Genomic DNA, 14,705 nt, shown 5'->3' with positions numbered 1-14,705 from the left:
GGTCAAAAACGGTATCTCGAAGCCACCGCTCGCCTATGATGCGGTGCAACCGACGATCCCTGAAGGCTGTCGTTCACCCATGCTGGATTTCAGTTCGCTCCTGCTGGCGGCCGCGCTGTCGGGCACATGCCTTAGCGTTACCATGTTTGCGATCTGGTTCACGGCGCCGCGTGCGCGCTTTGTGCTGACGGTGGCGTGCGGCATTCTGGTCCTTGTCGCCCATGTCATCGTCTTCTGGCGCTACACAAGGGAGCCCAATCCTTGGCTTTGCCAGGCAGCTCTGGCGCTGCTCAGCCTCGGTTTCCTGGCCCTCTCGCTTTCGGCCATGCAGTATCTCGGTGTGCGCGACCACAGTCGAGCCGTCCTGCCGACCCTGCTTGCGATGGCGATCTGCGCCGGCGTGACCTATCTCGGTTTCGACGGTGTCGGTTTCATCCTCACCTATACGACGGTAACGGTGCTGCTCGCCTCGATCGGGGTGATGTTCTGGACCAAGGGCGGCGGTCATGATCGCGGCATTCTCCTGGTTGTCTCGGCGCTGAGCGGCGTCTGTGGTCTGTCCTTCGGCCTCTGCGGCGCGGTGCTTCTGGTCAAGGGCCAGTGGGTGCTTGGCGTCGCGCCCGACAATTGGGCCGAGCGGCTGAATTCCGTCGTCGCGGTCGCCTGCATGACGGCGCTCGGCGCGCTGACGCTGTCGCTGCACCATTTGCAGGCGCAGATCGAACTGAAGGCCGAGACCTTGACCGACCCGCTGACCGGCCTGATGAACCGGCGGGCTTTGAATTCACTCTATGGCGAGCGTGTCTTCGGACCGTTCATGTCGGTCGCCATGTTCGACCTCGATCATTTCAAGCGGACCAACGATGTCTATGGCCATCCGGTCGGCGACCGGGTGCTGTGCCGCTTCGCCGCAATCATCAAGAAGTATGACAGGGCCGGCGTCGATGCCTTCCGGCTGGGCGGCGAGGAGTTCGCGTTGGTCATGTCGCGGATGACCGAGGACAAGGCCTACGATCTCGCCAGCAAGATCGGCGTCGCTTTCGGTACGGAAGTGGTGCCGACGCCGCGCGGTCCGCTGCGCAGCAGCGTCAGCGGCGGCATCGGCTTCGGCGCGGAGGGCGGCAGCAGCCTCGACGAGGTGCTGGCCGAGGCCGACAAGGCGCTCTACGCGGCCAAGCACGCCGGGCGAAACCGCGTGCTGATCCTGGACAAGACGAGCAAGGCCGACGGGCCGGCCTTGCGTTCTGCTTGATCCATTTGCTTTTCCGCAATTCCCAAGGGAAAGCGCTGCGCGATTTTCCCCGGGAAAACCGCGTCGCATTTTCCCTGGAATTGCTTGTAGCCTCTACTCGGCGGCGCCGAGATATTCCGACAGCGGCGGGCAGGAGCAGACGAGGTTGCGATCGCCGGCGACATTGTCGATGCGCGACACCGGCGGCCAGTACTTGGCTGATGTATCGGCGTCGCCGGCGGGGTAGGCCGCTTCCAGCCGCGAATAAGGATGGGTCCACTGGCCGGCAAGCGTTTCGGCCGCCGTGTGCGGGGCGTTGACCAGCGGGTTGTCCTCAAGCGGCCATTCGCCCTTCGCCACCTTGGCGGCCTCGCCGGCGATGGCGATCATCGCCTCGCAGAACCGGTCGAGCTCGCGCTTGGGCTCGGACTCGGTCGGCTCGACCATCAGCGTGCCGGCGACCGGGAACGACATGGTCGGCGCGTGAAAACCGTAGTCGATCAGGCGCTTGGCGATGTCGTCGACACTGATGCCGGCGCTTTCCTTGAGCACGCGGGTGTCGAGGATGCATTCATGCGCGATGCGATCGTGCCTGCCCTTATAGAGAAGCGGGAAGTACGGCGCGAGCCGCGTCGCCAAATAGTTGGCCGAGATGATCGCCGTCTCCGTCGCCTGCTTCAGCCCGCCGGCGCCCATCATGCGGATGTACATCCAGGTGATCGGCAGGATGGAAGCGCTGCCGAACGGTGCAGCCGACACGGCATGCGCCGAGCCTTCGGTGACATGACCCGGCAGATAGGGCTTGAGATGCGCCCTGACGCCGATCGGACCGACGCCTGGACCGCCGCCGCCATGCGGAATGCAGAAGGTCTTGTGCAGGTTCATATGGCAGACATCGGCGCCGATGTCGGCGGGGCGCGCCAGGGCGACCAGCGCGTTGAGGTTGGCGCCGTCGAAATAGACCTGGCCGCCATGCTCATGGATCAGGGCGCAGAGGTGGCGCGCGCCTTCTTCGTAGACGCCGTGCGTCGAAGGATAGGTGAACATCAGCGCTGCGAGATTCTTCGAATGCTCGTTGGCCTTGGCCCGCATATCGTCCATATCGATATTGCCGTCCTCCAGGCAGCGCACGACGACGACGCTCATGCCGGCCATGGCCGCACTCGCCGGATTGGTGCCATGCGCGGAGGAGGGGATCAGGCAGATGGTGCGATGGCCCTCGCCGCGCGCGCGGTGATAGGCGCGGATGGCGAGCAGGCCGGCATATTCGCCCTGGCTGCCGGCATTGGGCTGCAGGCTGACAGCGTCGAAGCCGGTGATCTCCGACAGCCAGCCCTCCAGTTCGCCAACCATGGCGCGGTAGCCCTGCGAATGGCTGGCCGGTGCAAAGGGATGCAGATTGGCGACGCTCGGCCAGCTGACCGGCATCATTTCGGCCGCGGCGTTGAGCTTCATGGTGCAGGAGCCCAGCGGGATCATGGTGCGGTCGAGCGCCAGATCCTTGTCGGCCAGCCGGCGCAGCAAACGCATCATGTCGGTCTCGGAGTGGTTCTCGCGGAAGACCGGCTGGGTCAAAAACTCCTTGCCGCGCGGCTTGCCGGGCATTGCGCCGGCTTCGGCGGTGCCTGGCTTGGCGCCGAACAGGGCGGCGATCGCCTCGAGATCGGCTTCGGTCGAGGTTTCGTCGAAGGCGATGCTGACGCGGTCGGCATCGATGATGCGCAGCAGCCGGCCACCCTTTTCAGCGGCAGCCGCGATCGAAGCAGCCTTGCCTTTCACGTCGGCCGTCATTGTGTCGAAACGGCTTGAGCCGAGCACCGAAACGCCTGATGCCTTCAGGCCTGCCGCGAGGCGGTTGGCGAGCTCATGGATGCGCGCTGCAATCGCCTGCAGTCCGGCGGGGCCATGCCAGATCGCATAGGCCGTTGCCATGTTGGCAAGCAGGGCCTGCGCGGTGCAGATGTTGGAGGTCGCCTTGTCGCGGCGGATATGCTGTTCGCGTGTCTGCAGGGCAAGACGATAGCCCGGGCGGCCCTTGCTGTCGGTGGACTGGCCGACGAGGCGGCCAGGCATCAGCCGGGTCAGCTTGTCGGAGACGGCGCAGTAGGCGGCGTGCGGGCCGCCAAAGCCCATCGGCACGCCAAAGCGCTGCATCGGGCCGACGGCGATGTCGGCGCCAAGCTTGGCCGGCGCATCGGTCAGCGTGAGCGCGAGCGGATCGGCGATGAAGACGACGACCGCACCGGTGGCGCGGGCCTTGTCGATCGCCGCCTTGTGGTCGCCATAGACACCAAACGTGTCCGGCCAGGAGACGAGCAGAGCGGCGGTGTTGTCGTCGATGGTCTCGCCGTCGATCTCGATGCCGAGCGGTTCGGCGCGGGTACGCACGACGTCGAGCGTCTGCGGGTGTGGCGTACCGGCCAGCGCCACCTTGGTGCGTTTGTCGCGATGATGGCGCAAGGCGATGCCGACGGCTTCGGCCACCGCCGTCGCCTCATCGAGCAGCGAGGCCGAGGCCACGGGCAGCCCGGTCAGTTCGGTGACCAGGGTCTGGAAATTGAACAGCATTTCCAGGCGGCCCTGGCTGATCTCGGCCTGGTAGGGCGTATAGGCGGTGTACCAGGCCGGGTTCTCGAACAGGTTGCGCTGAATGACCGGCGGCACATGGACGCCGTGATAGCCGGCGCCGATGAAGCTCTTCAGCACCGTGTTCTTCGCCATGGTCGCCGACAATTCGGCCAACGCCTCGGCTTCGCTCGCCGGGGCGGGCAGGGTCAGCGGCAGGTCGAGACGGATCGACTGCGGCACGGCCTGGCTGATCAGCGTCTCGACGGAGGGAACGCCGATCACGGCAAGCATGGCTCTGACATCGTTTACATCAGGACCGATATGGCGGGCCGAGAAGGGGGTAAGTGCTGCGCTCATGGCAATAGATCCTGATATCAACCGATATGGGCTTTGTAGGCGGCCTCATCCAGGAGGCCTGCGAGCTGGCCTTCGTCGGCAAGCTTCATCTTCCACAGCCAGCCGCCGCTGGTTGCCGCCGAATTGACCAGCGACGGGTCCGAGGACAGTGCGCCATTGGCGTCGGTGATCTCGCCATCAACCGGCGCATAGACGTCGGAGGCCGCCTTGACGGATTCGACAACCACGGCGGTATCGCCCTTGCTCAGCTTCGTGCCGATTTGAGGCAGTTCGACAAAGACAAGATCGCCAAGCTGTTCCTGCGCATAGTCGGTGATCCCGACGGTGGCGATGCCGCCCTCGACGCTGAGCCATTCGTGATCTTGTGTGAAATAGGTTTTTGCCATCGGGATTTATCCTTTGCGGTAGCGATGAGGAGTGAAGGGCAAGGAACTGATATCGATCGGGATTTTCGTCCCGCGAACGTCGGCGAAGAGTTTTGTCCCTGGCTTGGCCAGGGGCGTTGACGCGTATCCCATGGCGACGGGGTGGCCGGCCGAAGGGCCGAAGCCGCCTGATGTGACATGGCCGGCCGTATTGCCGTCGGCGTCGAACAGGGCAGCACCGGCGCGCACCGGTTGGCGGCCGTCCGGCTTCAGGCCGACGCGCTTTTGCGCCGCGCCACGCTCCAGTATCGCCCGCAAGGCGTCGGCACCGATGAAGGATCCGCTGGCACGGAGATCCTTGGGGATCGCCCACATCAGGCCGGCACTGGCCGGATCGATTTCCGGCGTGATGTCCTGGCCATGCAGGCAGAGGCCGGCCTCCAGCCGCAGCGAGTCGCGTGCGGCAAGGCCGATCCACAACACGCGCTCGTCCTCAAGCAATTTCGCAACCAAAGCCCGCGCATCCGCTTCCGGCAGGCCGATCTCGAATCCGTCCTCGCCGGTATAGCCGGAGCGGCTCATGAACCAGTTCGGCTTCGGCTCGATGCCGTGCATGAACAGCAGCGAGCCGGTCTCGATGCCGGCGCGGGACAAGGCAGCCCACGCTTCGGGTCCCTGGATGGCGAGAAAGACGCGGTCAAGCGCCTCGACCTTCACATCGAAATCCGCCGCCAGCGCGCGCAAATGCTTCTCGTCCTCGGCAGCATTGCCGGCATTGGCGACGACCATGAACCTGGTATCGCCGAGCCGGGTGACGATCAGGTCGTCGATGATCCCGGCGGCTTCGTTGAGGAAAAAGGTGTATTTGGACTGCGAAATGTCGAGCGCGCCGGCATCGAGCGGGCAGGCGCGGTTCAAGAGCGCGACGGCGCCCGGTCCGCTGACTTCGAACAGCTTCATATGCGAAATGTCGAACAGGCCGGCATGCTCGCGGGTGTGGAGGTGCTCCTTCATCACGCCGGCCGGATAGGTCAGCGGCATCGACCAGCCGGCAAAGGCGCCAAAGCGCGCGCCGACGGCGGTGTGCAGGTCCTCGAGGGGAAGGTGTTTGGTGTCGTCGCCCGTCATGTCATCTCCAGAGTCGCACGCAATCGGCCGCTGCTGGCGACCAGTCCGTGCCCCTCTGTCTGAAGCCTGAGAGACTCGCGCAACCGGAACTCTGTCGGCGACGCTTACACCTTCGGCGCGGGGGCAAGCCCCGACTTTCCAGAGTGTCTTTCCCGTCTACGGTTCTTTTGCCTGAGAGATTTCGGGCGATTTCCCCTTCGGCGGCAGCTCGCGCTGCTCTCTCCCGCAAACAGGTAGGACTCAGACCTGAGCCCTCGACGCGCCATCCATAGCTTGTCGGCGACACGTTGTCACCTGCCAGCGACATCTTCCTGACAAGTCTTCGCTAACCACGCCGTTTGCCGGTTTTTCAAGACACTGCTGATAGTTTGGCCGGTAGTTGGGTTAGCACGACGGACGGGGACTGACAGATGGGCGAACGGATCGGGAGCGCACCGGTGGCGGGGCTGACTTCGAAAGATCGCATCACGGCGGAAGATGTCGTCATGTTGCGCCGCGAAGTGTTCGCCGATGGCGTGGTGAGCCGTGGTGAGGCCGAGGCGCTGTTCGCGCTTGACGCCACGGCCAGGGACAAATCCCCGGAATGGCCTGAATTCTTCGTCGAGGCCGTCACGGATTATATCGTCCACCAGGAAAAGCCGGCGGGCTACATTTCCGAGGACAATGCCGACTGGCTCATCAGGACGATCTCGCGCGACGGCATGGTCGGCAGTCGCACCGAGCTGGAGCTCCTGGTGCATGTGCTGGAGAGGGCGAAATCATCGCCCGGCCGGATGTCCGCCTATGCGCTGGAGCAGGTCGCCCATGCGGTGGTCGACGGTAAGGGGCCGCTGATGCTTGGCGGCACGCTGGTTCCCGGGCTGGTCGCCAAGGCCGAAGTCGATCTGTTGCGCCGCATCCTCTATGCCTATGGCGGCGACGGTAACATCGCCATCACCCGCACCGAGGCCGAAATCCTGTTCAGGATCAACGAGCAGACTTCCGCCGCCGGCACTGATCCGTCCTGGAACGAACTGTTCGTCAAGGCGCTCGCCAATTTCGTCATGTGTTCGGCCGGCTACGAAGCGCCGACGCGCGAGGCTGCGTTGCGCCGTGACAGCTTCTTCGAACAGGCCGAGCCTGAGATTGGCGGCTTTTTCAGCCGGATAGTGTCGGGCGGGCTCGCAGGCATCATGGAAGCCTATCGTTCGCCCGGCGATATCGAGGCCGAGTGGGAATCGAAAAACCGGGCTGCCGAAGCGCTCGCGCGCCGTGCCGAAACGATCGATGCCGGCGAGGCAAAATGGCTGGCCGAGCGCATCGGCACCCACCGCCCGCTGCACGACAATGAACGCGCGCTGCTGACGCTGATCAAGCACGCCTCGCCGGAGATTCACCCGGCGCTCAAGCCACTGCTCGACAAGGTGGCGTGAACTCGATCGGCAGGCTCAATCAAATCCCGCCATACCAATCGTAGCCATTGTCTTCCCAGTAGCCACCGCGGCCGCCGCCGACGTTGGCAAAGCTGTCGACGAGCTCGATCTTGTAGAGGTATTTCGGCATCTTGTAGCCGAGCTGGCGTTCGACGCGCACGCGCAGCGGCGCGCCATTTTCGACCGGCAGCGGCTTGCCGTTCAAGCCATAGGCGAGGATCGTCTGCGGATGGCGGGCGTCGATCAGGTCGATGGTGCCGTAATATTTGATCTCGCCGGAGAGGCTGCGGTCGATCGTGTCGAGGCAATGGAACATGACGTAGCGCGCCTCAGGCTTGACCACAGCCTGGTCCAGCACCAGCGACAGCGGTGTGCCGGTCCATTTGGCGATGCAGCTCCAGCCTTCGACGCAGTCGTGACGGGTGATCTGAGTGCGGCTCGGCATGTTCTGCAGCTGCTCGCGGCTGAGCGACAGCGGCTTTTCGACCAGACCCGTTACTTCCAGCCGCCAGTCGGCGAAATTGTTGGCGAGCAGGCCTTTGTAGGTGTCGTCGTCGGGAGCGGTGACGCCATTCGGCCGCTGCGGCTGGCGGATGTCGGCCTCGGAAAATTCCGGCGCCAGCGCGTCGCGGCCGGCAAGCAGGCGCTGCGCGCGATAGGTCAGGCCGTTGGCATTTTCGAGGAAGCTGCGCAGGCCGTCGCCCATGCCGAGCTGGCTGTCAAAGGCATCGCAGCCCGACAGCATGATGCCGGAAACGCCGAGGCTGGCACCGGTCAGGAACTTGCGGCGGCTGATCTCGAACTTGGCCATATCAGACGCTCCTCTCAGCGGGTTTGTCGTCATGCGCGGGAGGATCGGTGCGGTACCAGCCGGTGATGATCGAGCGCAGTTCGTTGATCGGGCCGGCAGCGAGGATCATCAGCATGTGGATGATGAAGAAGCCGACCAGCAGCACCATCACCGTAAAATGGATGGTGCGCGCCGTCTGCCGGCCACCGAGCACTTCGTTGAGCCAGGGCAGCACCGAGTTCATGCTTGGCGACATGGCAAGACCGGTGATGATCATCAGCGGCAACAGCACGAACAGCACGCCGCCATAAGCCATTTTCTGCAACGTGTTGTATTCGCGGGTGTGGTGAAACCTGAGCTTGGCGTGGTCGATAATGTCCTGCGGCAGGCGTTTGAGATCGTCCAGGCGCGGCGCCAGATCGCGGCGCAAATGGCCGTTGATGAGGCTGGCGACCAGCCAGACGACCAAAGTGGTGGTCAATATCCAGGCGAAGAAGAAATGCACGACGCGGGCGGTGCCGAGGTCATAGTAGGACGGGATCGTCGCCCAGGAGGGGAAGGCGCGCGAGGTCTGCTGCCCGGCGGGACCTGACCAGCCGAGCACGCCGGTGGTGTCGAAGCGATGGCCGAAGATTTCGGTATAGCCGCGCGGGCCGGTCGCGGTGTTTTCGGCGCCGATGGCAAAGACGGTGTTGTTGTATCCGAAGCCGGATTGCTTGCCGATATAGAGCTGCGGGCGGGCGTTGAAGATCTGCAGGCCGGACAACAGCATGAAGAACAGCGAGATGGCCCACAACCAGTGCGTCAGCCGCGTCCAGCGCGACTGGCGGTAGATCAGCGTCGTCTTCTTCGCCGTAGTGGCATCAGCCCCGATGCTGGGCTGACTCATGGCAACGGATTCCATGGTTCCTGGTCTCCTGGCTGTGCGATCTCGCGCTTGTCGTTCTCCTCCCAATACGTCGCCGTCGAAAGCGATGTTTCATCCGATCACGTTTTTATTACGGGCAACTCTAATTGACGGCGAGATTGACGGCAGCGGCGACGATGACCGTGTTGAAGAAGAACGCCACGATAGAGTGAACCAGCACGACCTTGCGCATATGCGAGGTCGTGATGCTGGTGTCGGCAGTTTGCGCGGTCATGCCGATGACGGTGGCGAAGTATAGGAAGTCCCAGCCTTCCGGCCGTTTTCCTCCAGGGAAATCGAGGCCGCCGACGGGAGCCTTTTTCTTTGTTTCGGCATCGAACGTGTCGCCATCCATCCAATAGACATGGGCGTAGTGAAGCGACGCCATCGCATGGATGGTGAACCAGCCAAGCGGCACCGAGACGAGCGTGACCGAAAGCCTGGAGAACCCACTGTCCTTGGCGTGGAACAAAAGGAAGATGGCAACGAATACGATGACAAGGGTGGCGGCAAAAATGACCAGAACCGGCAAGTCCGTAGCGCGGGCGTTACGGCTTAGATAGCTCGCCTTTAGCTGCGGCATCCGCTTCAGCACGAGTGCCAGATAGGCGATGAAGAACGCATCCGCACCGATGGAAAAGGAATAGGCAAGCCGCGTCGGGAAGGGGAACGATCCAAGCAAAGGGAATGCCACGGCAAATACGACCAGACCCACGCATAGCGACACAAGGAACTGCTTGTGCCGGTGCAAGGGGTTATTCGGCGATATGTCGTCGGCCATAGCCCGACCTCGGATAGTGCTTCATTTCTGGTCGGGTGTGACGGATTTCAGAGCGCGCCGCAAGACACGGTCGAGTTCGCCCAGGAAGCGCGAGCGGTCCTGCGGCGCAAAGCTGGCATTGTAGCCCTTGCTCTCGCCGGTCTCGCGCAAATGCTGCTTCAAATCGCGCATCGCCACCGCCATGCCGATGGTTTCGGGCGTGAAAGGGCGACCGGTTGGCCCAAGCACATGGGCGCCCAGCGCCACGGCGCGGGCGGCAAGCGGAATGTCGGCGGTGATCACGATGTCGTTGGATTTCGCGTTGTCGATGATCCAGTCGTCGGCGGCGTCAGCACCCTTGGAAACGACGACGTTGCGGATCATCGGATCGCGCGAGGGACGAAGCCCGCCATTGGAGACGTAAGTGACGACGACGCCATGGCGCTCGGCGACCTTTTCGACCTCGGCTTTCACCGGGCAGGCGTCGGCGTCGACATAGATGGCGGGTGCGGGCATTGTCTCTCCAAAACGAACATGGGGCCGGCATATTACCCGGCCCCATGCCAGAAATCTCGTATTGTTAGGCCGGCAGCGCGCCCGATTTCTTCGCCGTCCAGGTGGCGATATAGTCCATCAGACCGGGGTTGAGGCAGTCATAAGGCTCGAGCCCGATCGACTTCAGCTGGCCGCGGATACCGTCCATCCGCTTGGGGTCGACACCGGATTCGATGATCGACGACACGAAAGCGGTGAACCCGGGCGGTGACCAGCCGTCCTCCTCGAAACGCTCCGGATGGATGAAGGTCAGGCCCTTGAACGGATGATCGCGCTCGACTGGGCCATGCATGTGGACGCCACAGCCGGTGCAGGCATGGCGCTGGATGAGCGCTGAGGGATCAACCACCTTCAGCTTGTCGCCGTTCTCGGTGACGGTGACGTCGCCGGTGCCGGCGACCGCCACGACCGAGAACACCGCGCCTTCTGGTTTCCAGCACTTCGTGCAGCCGCAGGCATGGTTATGGGCGATCTGGCCCTTCACCTTTACCTTCACCGGCTTGCTGGTGCAGGCGCAGACCAGCGTGCCGCCGGCAAAGCTAGCGCTTTCCTTGGGCAAGCCATTGTCGATTTTCGGATGCAGTTTTTCAGGCATTTTCTTCCTCCCTTGTTGAACCCGTGCAACTTCAGTCGCTGGCCCTTCGGTCGGCGGCTCTTCTCCTCAGTAAACGACGACGCTCCGGATCGACTTGCCTTCGTGCATCAGGTCGAAGCCCTTGTTGATGTCTTCCAGCTTCAGCAAATGGGTGATCATCGGGTCGATCTGGATCTTGCCGTCCATGTACCAGTCGACGATCTTCGGCACGTCGGTGCGGCCGCGCGCGCCGCCGAAGGCGGTGCCCATCCAGGTGCGGCCGGTGACCAATTGGAAGGGTCTGGTCGAAATCTCCTGGCCGCCGCCGGCGACGCCGATGATGACCGACTTGCCCCAGCCGCGATGCGAGGCTTCCAGCGCTTGACGCATCACCTTGGTGTTGCCGGTGCAGTCGAATGTGTAGTCGGCGCCGCCGATCTGGTCGGCGCCGCGCTTGGTCATGTTGACGAGGTGAGGGACGATGTCGCCATCGATCTCCTTCGGATTGACGAAATGCGTCATGCCGAAGCGCTCGCCCCAGGCTTTCTTGTCGTTGTTGAGATCGACACCGATGATCATGTCGGCGCCGGCCAGCTTCAGGCCCTGGATGACGTTGAGGCCGATGCCGCCGAGGCCGAAGACAACGGCGGTTGCGCCTTGCTCGACCTTGGCCGTGTTGATGACGGCGCCGATGCCGGTGGTGACGCCGCAGCCGATGTAGCAGATCTTGTCGAAGGGAGCGTCCGGATTGACCTTGGCGACGGCGATCTCGGGCAGCACGGTGAAGTTCGAAAAGGTCGAGCAGCCCATATAGTGGAAGATCTTGTCCTTGCCGATCGAGAAGCGCGACGAGCCATCGGGCATTAGGCCCTGGCCCTGGGTGGCGCGGATGGCGGTGCACAAATTTGTCTTCCTGGACAGGCAGGACGGGCACTGCCGGCATTCCGGCGTGTAGAGCGGAATGACGTGGTCACCCTTCTTGACCGACGTCACGCCCTTGCCGACATCGACGACGATGCCGGCGCCCTCGTGACCGAGGATCGCCGGGAACAGGCCTTCCGGATCGGCGCCCGAGAGAGTGAATTCATCGGTATGGCAAATACCGGTCGCCTTGATCTCGACCAGCACCTCGCCCTCGCGCGGTCCGTCGAGGTCGACCTCCATGATCTCCAGCGGCTTTCCGGCGGCAACAGCGACAGCGGCGCGCGTTTTCATCAGACAATTCCTCCCATGCGATTTCGGCTCCAAGGTTTCAGCATTTTCATGCTGTTTCAACCCGCTTTGACGACGAACGATGACGCAAAATCATGTGATGGCGCAAAATCATTCGTTCAATTTTCGGCCGCCACTCCATTCGGTTCCCGCAGGATCGTATCGGCAGGCTTAGGCGCTCCTTTACAAGCTGGACGCTGCCGTCCGTCGAGCAATGCTTGAGCCCACGTGCCGAAGCCCATAAGAAAGGGAGAAAGACCCGAGGGAACGCCTTTGATGTTCACGAAAATCCTGATCGCCAATCGCGGCGAGATCGCTTGCCGCGTGATCAAGACGGCGCGCAAGATGGGGATTGCCACCGTCGCGGTCTATTCCGACGCCGATCGCGACGCCGTGCATGTCGAAATGGCCGACGAAGCCGTGCATATCGGGCCGTCGCCCGCCGCGCAAAGCTATCTCCTGCCGGAAAAGATCATCGCTGCCTGCAAGGAGACTGGGGCGCAGGCCGTGCATCCCGGCTACGGCTTTCTGTCGGAGCGAGCCGCCTTCTGCGAGGCACTGGAAGCGGAAGGCATCGTCTTCATCGGCCCAAAACCCAAAGCGATCAAAGCGATGGGCGACAAGATCGAGTCGAAGAAGTTCGCCAATGCGGCCAAGGTTTCGACTGTGCCCGGCTGGCTCGGCGTCATCGAAAATGCCGACCATGCCGAAAAGATCGCTGGCGAGATCGGCTATCCCGTGATGATCAAGGCCTCGGCCGGCGGTGGTGGCAAGGGCATGCGCATCGCCTGGAGCCAGTCGGAGGTGCGCGACGGTTTCGACCGCGCGCGCTCGGAGGCGAAAAGCTCGTTCGGCGACGACCGCGTCTTCATCGAGAAATTCGTTGTCGATCCGCGCCATATCGAAATCCAGGTGTTGGCCGACGCGCATGGCACCGCGCTTTATCTCGGCGAGCGCGAATGCTCGATCCAGCGCCGCAACCAGAAGGTCGCCGAAGAGGCGCCGTCGCCTTTCCTCGATGCCAAAACCAGAAAAGCCATGGGCGAGCAGGCCGTGGCGTTGGCCAAGGCGGTCGACTACCAGAGCGCCGGCACCGTCGAGTTCATCGTCGATGCTGAAAAGAACTTCTATTTCCTTGAAATGAATACACGATTGCAGGTCGAGCATCCGGTGACGGAACTCATCACCGGCATCGATCTGGTCGAGCAGATGATCCGCGTTGCCGCCGGCGAAAAGCTCGGTATCAAGCAAAGCGACGTCAAGCTGAACGGTTGGGCGGTGGAAAGCCGGCTCTACGCCGAGGATCCCTACCGCAACTTCCTGCCGTCGATCGGCCGGCTGACGCGCTACCGGCCGCCGGAGGAGGGCACGTTCGGCGACATCGTCATCCGCAACGACACCGGCGTCACCGAAGGCTCCGAGATTTCGATGTTTTATGACCCTATGGTGGCAAAGCTTTGCACCTGGGCGCCGACTCGTATCGAGGCGATCGATGCCATGTCGGAGGCGCTCGACAGTTTCGTCGTCGACGGCATCGAGCACAACATTCCGTTTCTGGCAGCACTGATGCAGCATCCGCGCTGGCGCGAAGGGCGGATATCGACGGGCTTCATTGCCGAGGAATATCCGGACGGCTTCGCGCCGATTGTACCCGACGCCGAAGAAAAGGCGGTGCTGGCGGCGATCGCCACGGCCGTCGAGCTTCTGCGCCGCGACCGGCTCGACCGGCTGGGTGGGCGGCTGGCGCCGCATTCGGGCGCGCTCAAGCGCGACTGGGTGGTGAAGATCGGTGAGGATTACCTCCAGGCTTCGATCCTGGAAGGCATGATCTCCATTCCGATGGAAATCGACCTGTCGGTCGATGGCGGCAAGGCGCTGACGGTGACGTCCGACTGGCGGCCGGGCGATCTGATCTGGCGCGGCACTGTCGGTGGCCGGAAAGTCACAGCGCAGATCCGGCCGCTGCCGAATGGCCTGCGCATCGCCTGGAAAGGCATGTCGGTGAACGCACGCGCCATGCTGCCGCGCATAGCGGAGCTGGAAAGGCTGATGCCGGAGAAGGTGGCGCCGGACACGTCCAAGATGCTGCTTTGCCCGATGCCTGGCCTGGTCGTGTCGATTGCGGTTGCCGAAGGGCAGGAGGTCAAGGCGGGCGAAACGCTGGCCGTGGTCGAGGCAATGAAGATGGAAAACGTGCTGCGCGCCGATCGTGATCTAGTCGTGTCGAAGCTCAACGCCAAGCCGGGCGATAGCCTTGCGGTCGACGCAGTGATCATGGAGTTCGCCTGAGAATTCGACGTGGGGATTTGGACATGGCGAAGCTCGTCTTTGGAATGAACCAGTCCCTGGATGGCTATGTCGATCATGATCATGATGAGATGAAGACGAGCCCCGCGCTGTTCGATCACTGGATCCGGCACGTACGCGACCTCTCCGGCAGTGTGTATGGGCGGCGCATGTATGAGACGATGCGGTACTGGGATGAAGACCGTCCAGAATGGGGCACGGCGCAACGCGATTTCGCGGCGGCGTGGCGGCGCCAACCGAAATGGGTCGTATCGCGTTCGCTGAGATCGGTCGGTCCCAACGCCACCTTGGTCGAGGGCGACCTAGAGAAAGTGGTACGCGGGTTGAAGGCTCAACTGCCTGGAGAGATTACCGTTTCCGGGCCGGATCTCGCGCGAAGCCTCACCGACCTACGCCGGGCCGAGGCCACCGCTGCGTCTTGTGTCCACCGACCGCGTTGATGAGGACGTAATCAGGTTGACATACGTTCCTGCTTGATCGCGTGGATTTCCCGGCAAGACACTGGCGAGGCGCGTACGGGTAGCCGCCGTGGAGCATCG

The 14,705-nt window shown here is 63.0% G+C and carries 12 protein-coding genes, 1 pseudogene and 1 riboswitch; of the genes and pseudogenes, 4 read left to right on the top strand and 9 right to left on the bottom strand.

The features are described from left to right. The first annotated feature begins 79 nt into the window (after positions 1–79). Positions 80–1,252 carry a GGDEF domain-containing protein gene (locus AC1D1L_RS12790; RefSeq protein WP_477341731.1) on the top strand — a complete coding sequence of 391 codons (1,173 nt, stop codon included), beginning with the start codon at positions 80–82 and terminating at the stop codon, positions 1,250–1,252. 93 nt (positions 1,253–1,345) lie between these two features. Here AC1D1L_RS12790 and gcvP read toward each other — a convergent pair whose 3' ends face one another. The 3 genes from gcvP to gcvT are packed head-to-tail and all read right to left on the bottom strand — an operon-like array spanning position 1,346 to position 5,649. After that, positions 1,346–4,156, bottom strand: coding sequence for an aminomethyl-transferring glycine dehydrogenase (gcvP, locus tag AC1D1L_RS12785; RefSeq protein WP_477341729.1), 2,811 nt, complete (start codon positions 4,154–4,156; stop codon positions 1,346–1,348). Positions 4,157–4,173: 17 nt separating this feature from the next. Then, the gene (gene gcvH / locus AC1D1L_RS12780) at positions 4,174–4,542 is read right to left on the bottom strand and encodes a glycine cleavage system protein GcvH (protein WP_477341727.1); all 369 of its coding nucleotides are present in this window, start codon (positions 4,540–4,542) and stop codon (positions 4,174–4,176) included. 6 nt (positions 4,543–4,548) lie between these two features. Then, positions 4,549–5,649, bottom strand: coding sequence for a glycine cleavage system aminomethyltransferase GcvT (gene gcvT / locus AC1D1L_RS12775; RefSeq protein WP_477341725.1), 1,101 nt, complete (start codon positions 5,647–5,649; stop codon positions 4,549–4,551). A gap of 149 nt (positions 5,650–5,798) precedes the next feature. Beyond that, a riboswitch (glycine riboswitch) is annotated at positions 5,799–5,885 on the bottom strand. 174 nt (positions 5,886–6,059) lie between these two features. Here gcvT and AC1D1L_RS12770 point away from each other — a divergent pair. Next, positions 6,060–7,061, top strand: coding sequence for a hypothetical protein (locus AC1D1L_RS12770; RefSeq protein ID WP_477341723.1), 1,002 nt, complete (start codon positions 6,060–6,062; stop codon positions 7,059–7,061). A gap of 19 nt (positions 7,062–7,080) precedes the next feature. On the opposite strand, the gene AC1D1L_RS12765 is transcribed toward AC1D1L_RS12770, so the two are convergent. From AC1D1L_RS12765 to AC1D1L_RS12740, 6 genes are all read right to left on the bottom strand, one after another. Then, positions 7,081–7,872, bottom strand: coding sequence for a molybdopterin-binding protein (locus AC1D1L_RS12765; RefSeq protein ID WP_477341721.1), 792 nt, complete (start codon positions 7,870–7,872; stop codon positions 7,081–7,083). A 1-nt stretch (position 7,873) separates the two neighbouring features. Then, positions 7,874–8,740 carry a cytochrome b/b6 domain-containing protein gene (locus AC1D1L_RS12760; protein ID WP_477341719.1) on the bottom strand — a complete coding sequence of 289 codons (867 nt, stop codon included), beginning with the start codon at positions 8,738–8,740 and terminating at the stop codon, positions 7,874–7,876. 121 nt (positions 8,741–8,861) lie between these two features. Beyond that, entirely contained in the window at positions 8,862–9,539 is a 678-nt protein-coding gene (locus AC1D1L_RS12755; protein ID WP_477341717.1) for a DUF1345 domain-containing protein, read from the bottom strand. Between the two features lie 21 nt (positions 9,540–9,560). Beyond that, complete coding sequence (locus AC1D1L_RS12750; RefSeq protein ID WP_477341715.1) at positions 9,561–10,034, bottom strand: YaiI/YqxD family protein; 474 nt, start codon at positions 10,032–10,034, stop codon at positions 9,561–9,563. 64 nt (positions 10,035–10,098) lie between these two features. Next, positions 10,099–10,668 (bottom strand): S-(hydroxymethyl)glutathione synthase, encoded by a 570-nt coding sequence (gene gfa, locus AC1D1L_RS12745; RefSeq protein WP_112564608.1) that lies wholly within the window; start codon positions 10,666–10,668, stop codon positions 10,099–10,101. A 66-nt stretch (positions 10,669–10,734) separates the two neighbouring features. Beyond that, complete coding sequence (locus AC1D1L_RS12740; RefSeq protein ID WP_477341713.1) at positions 10,735–11,862, bottom strand: S-(hydroxymethyl)glutathione dehydrogenase/class III alcohol dehydrogenase; 1,128 nt, start codon at positions 11,860–11,862, stop codon at positions 10,735–10,737. A gap of 273 nt (positions 11,863–12,135) precedes the next feature. On the opposite strand from AC1D1L_RS12740, the gene AC1D1L_RS12735 reads away from it, so the two are divergent. Continuing rightward, positions 12,136–14,148 carry an acetyl-CoA carboxylase biotin carboxylase subunit gene (locus tag AC1D1L_RS12735; RefSeq protein ID WP_477341711.1) on the top strand — a complete coding sequence of 671 codons (2,013 nt, stop codon included), beginning with the start codon at positions 12,136–12,138 and terminating at the stop codon, positions 14,146–14,148. A 23-nt stretch (positions 14,149–14,171) separates the two neighbouring features. Continuing rightward, positions 14,172–14,643: pseudogene (locus AC1D1L_RS12730) on the top strand (dihydrofolate reductase family protein). Positions 14,644–14,705 lie beyond the last annotated feature (62 nt).

The organism is Mesorhizobium sp. P2_D6 (assembly GCF_056404315.1).
Note: the sequence above shows the minus strand (reverse complement) of the source record. Positions and strands in the feature narration are given on the sequence as shown.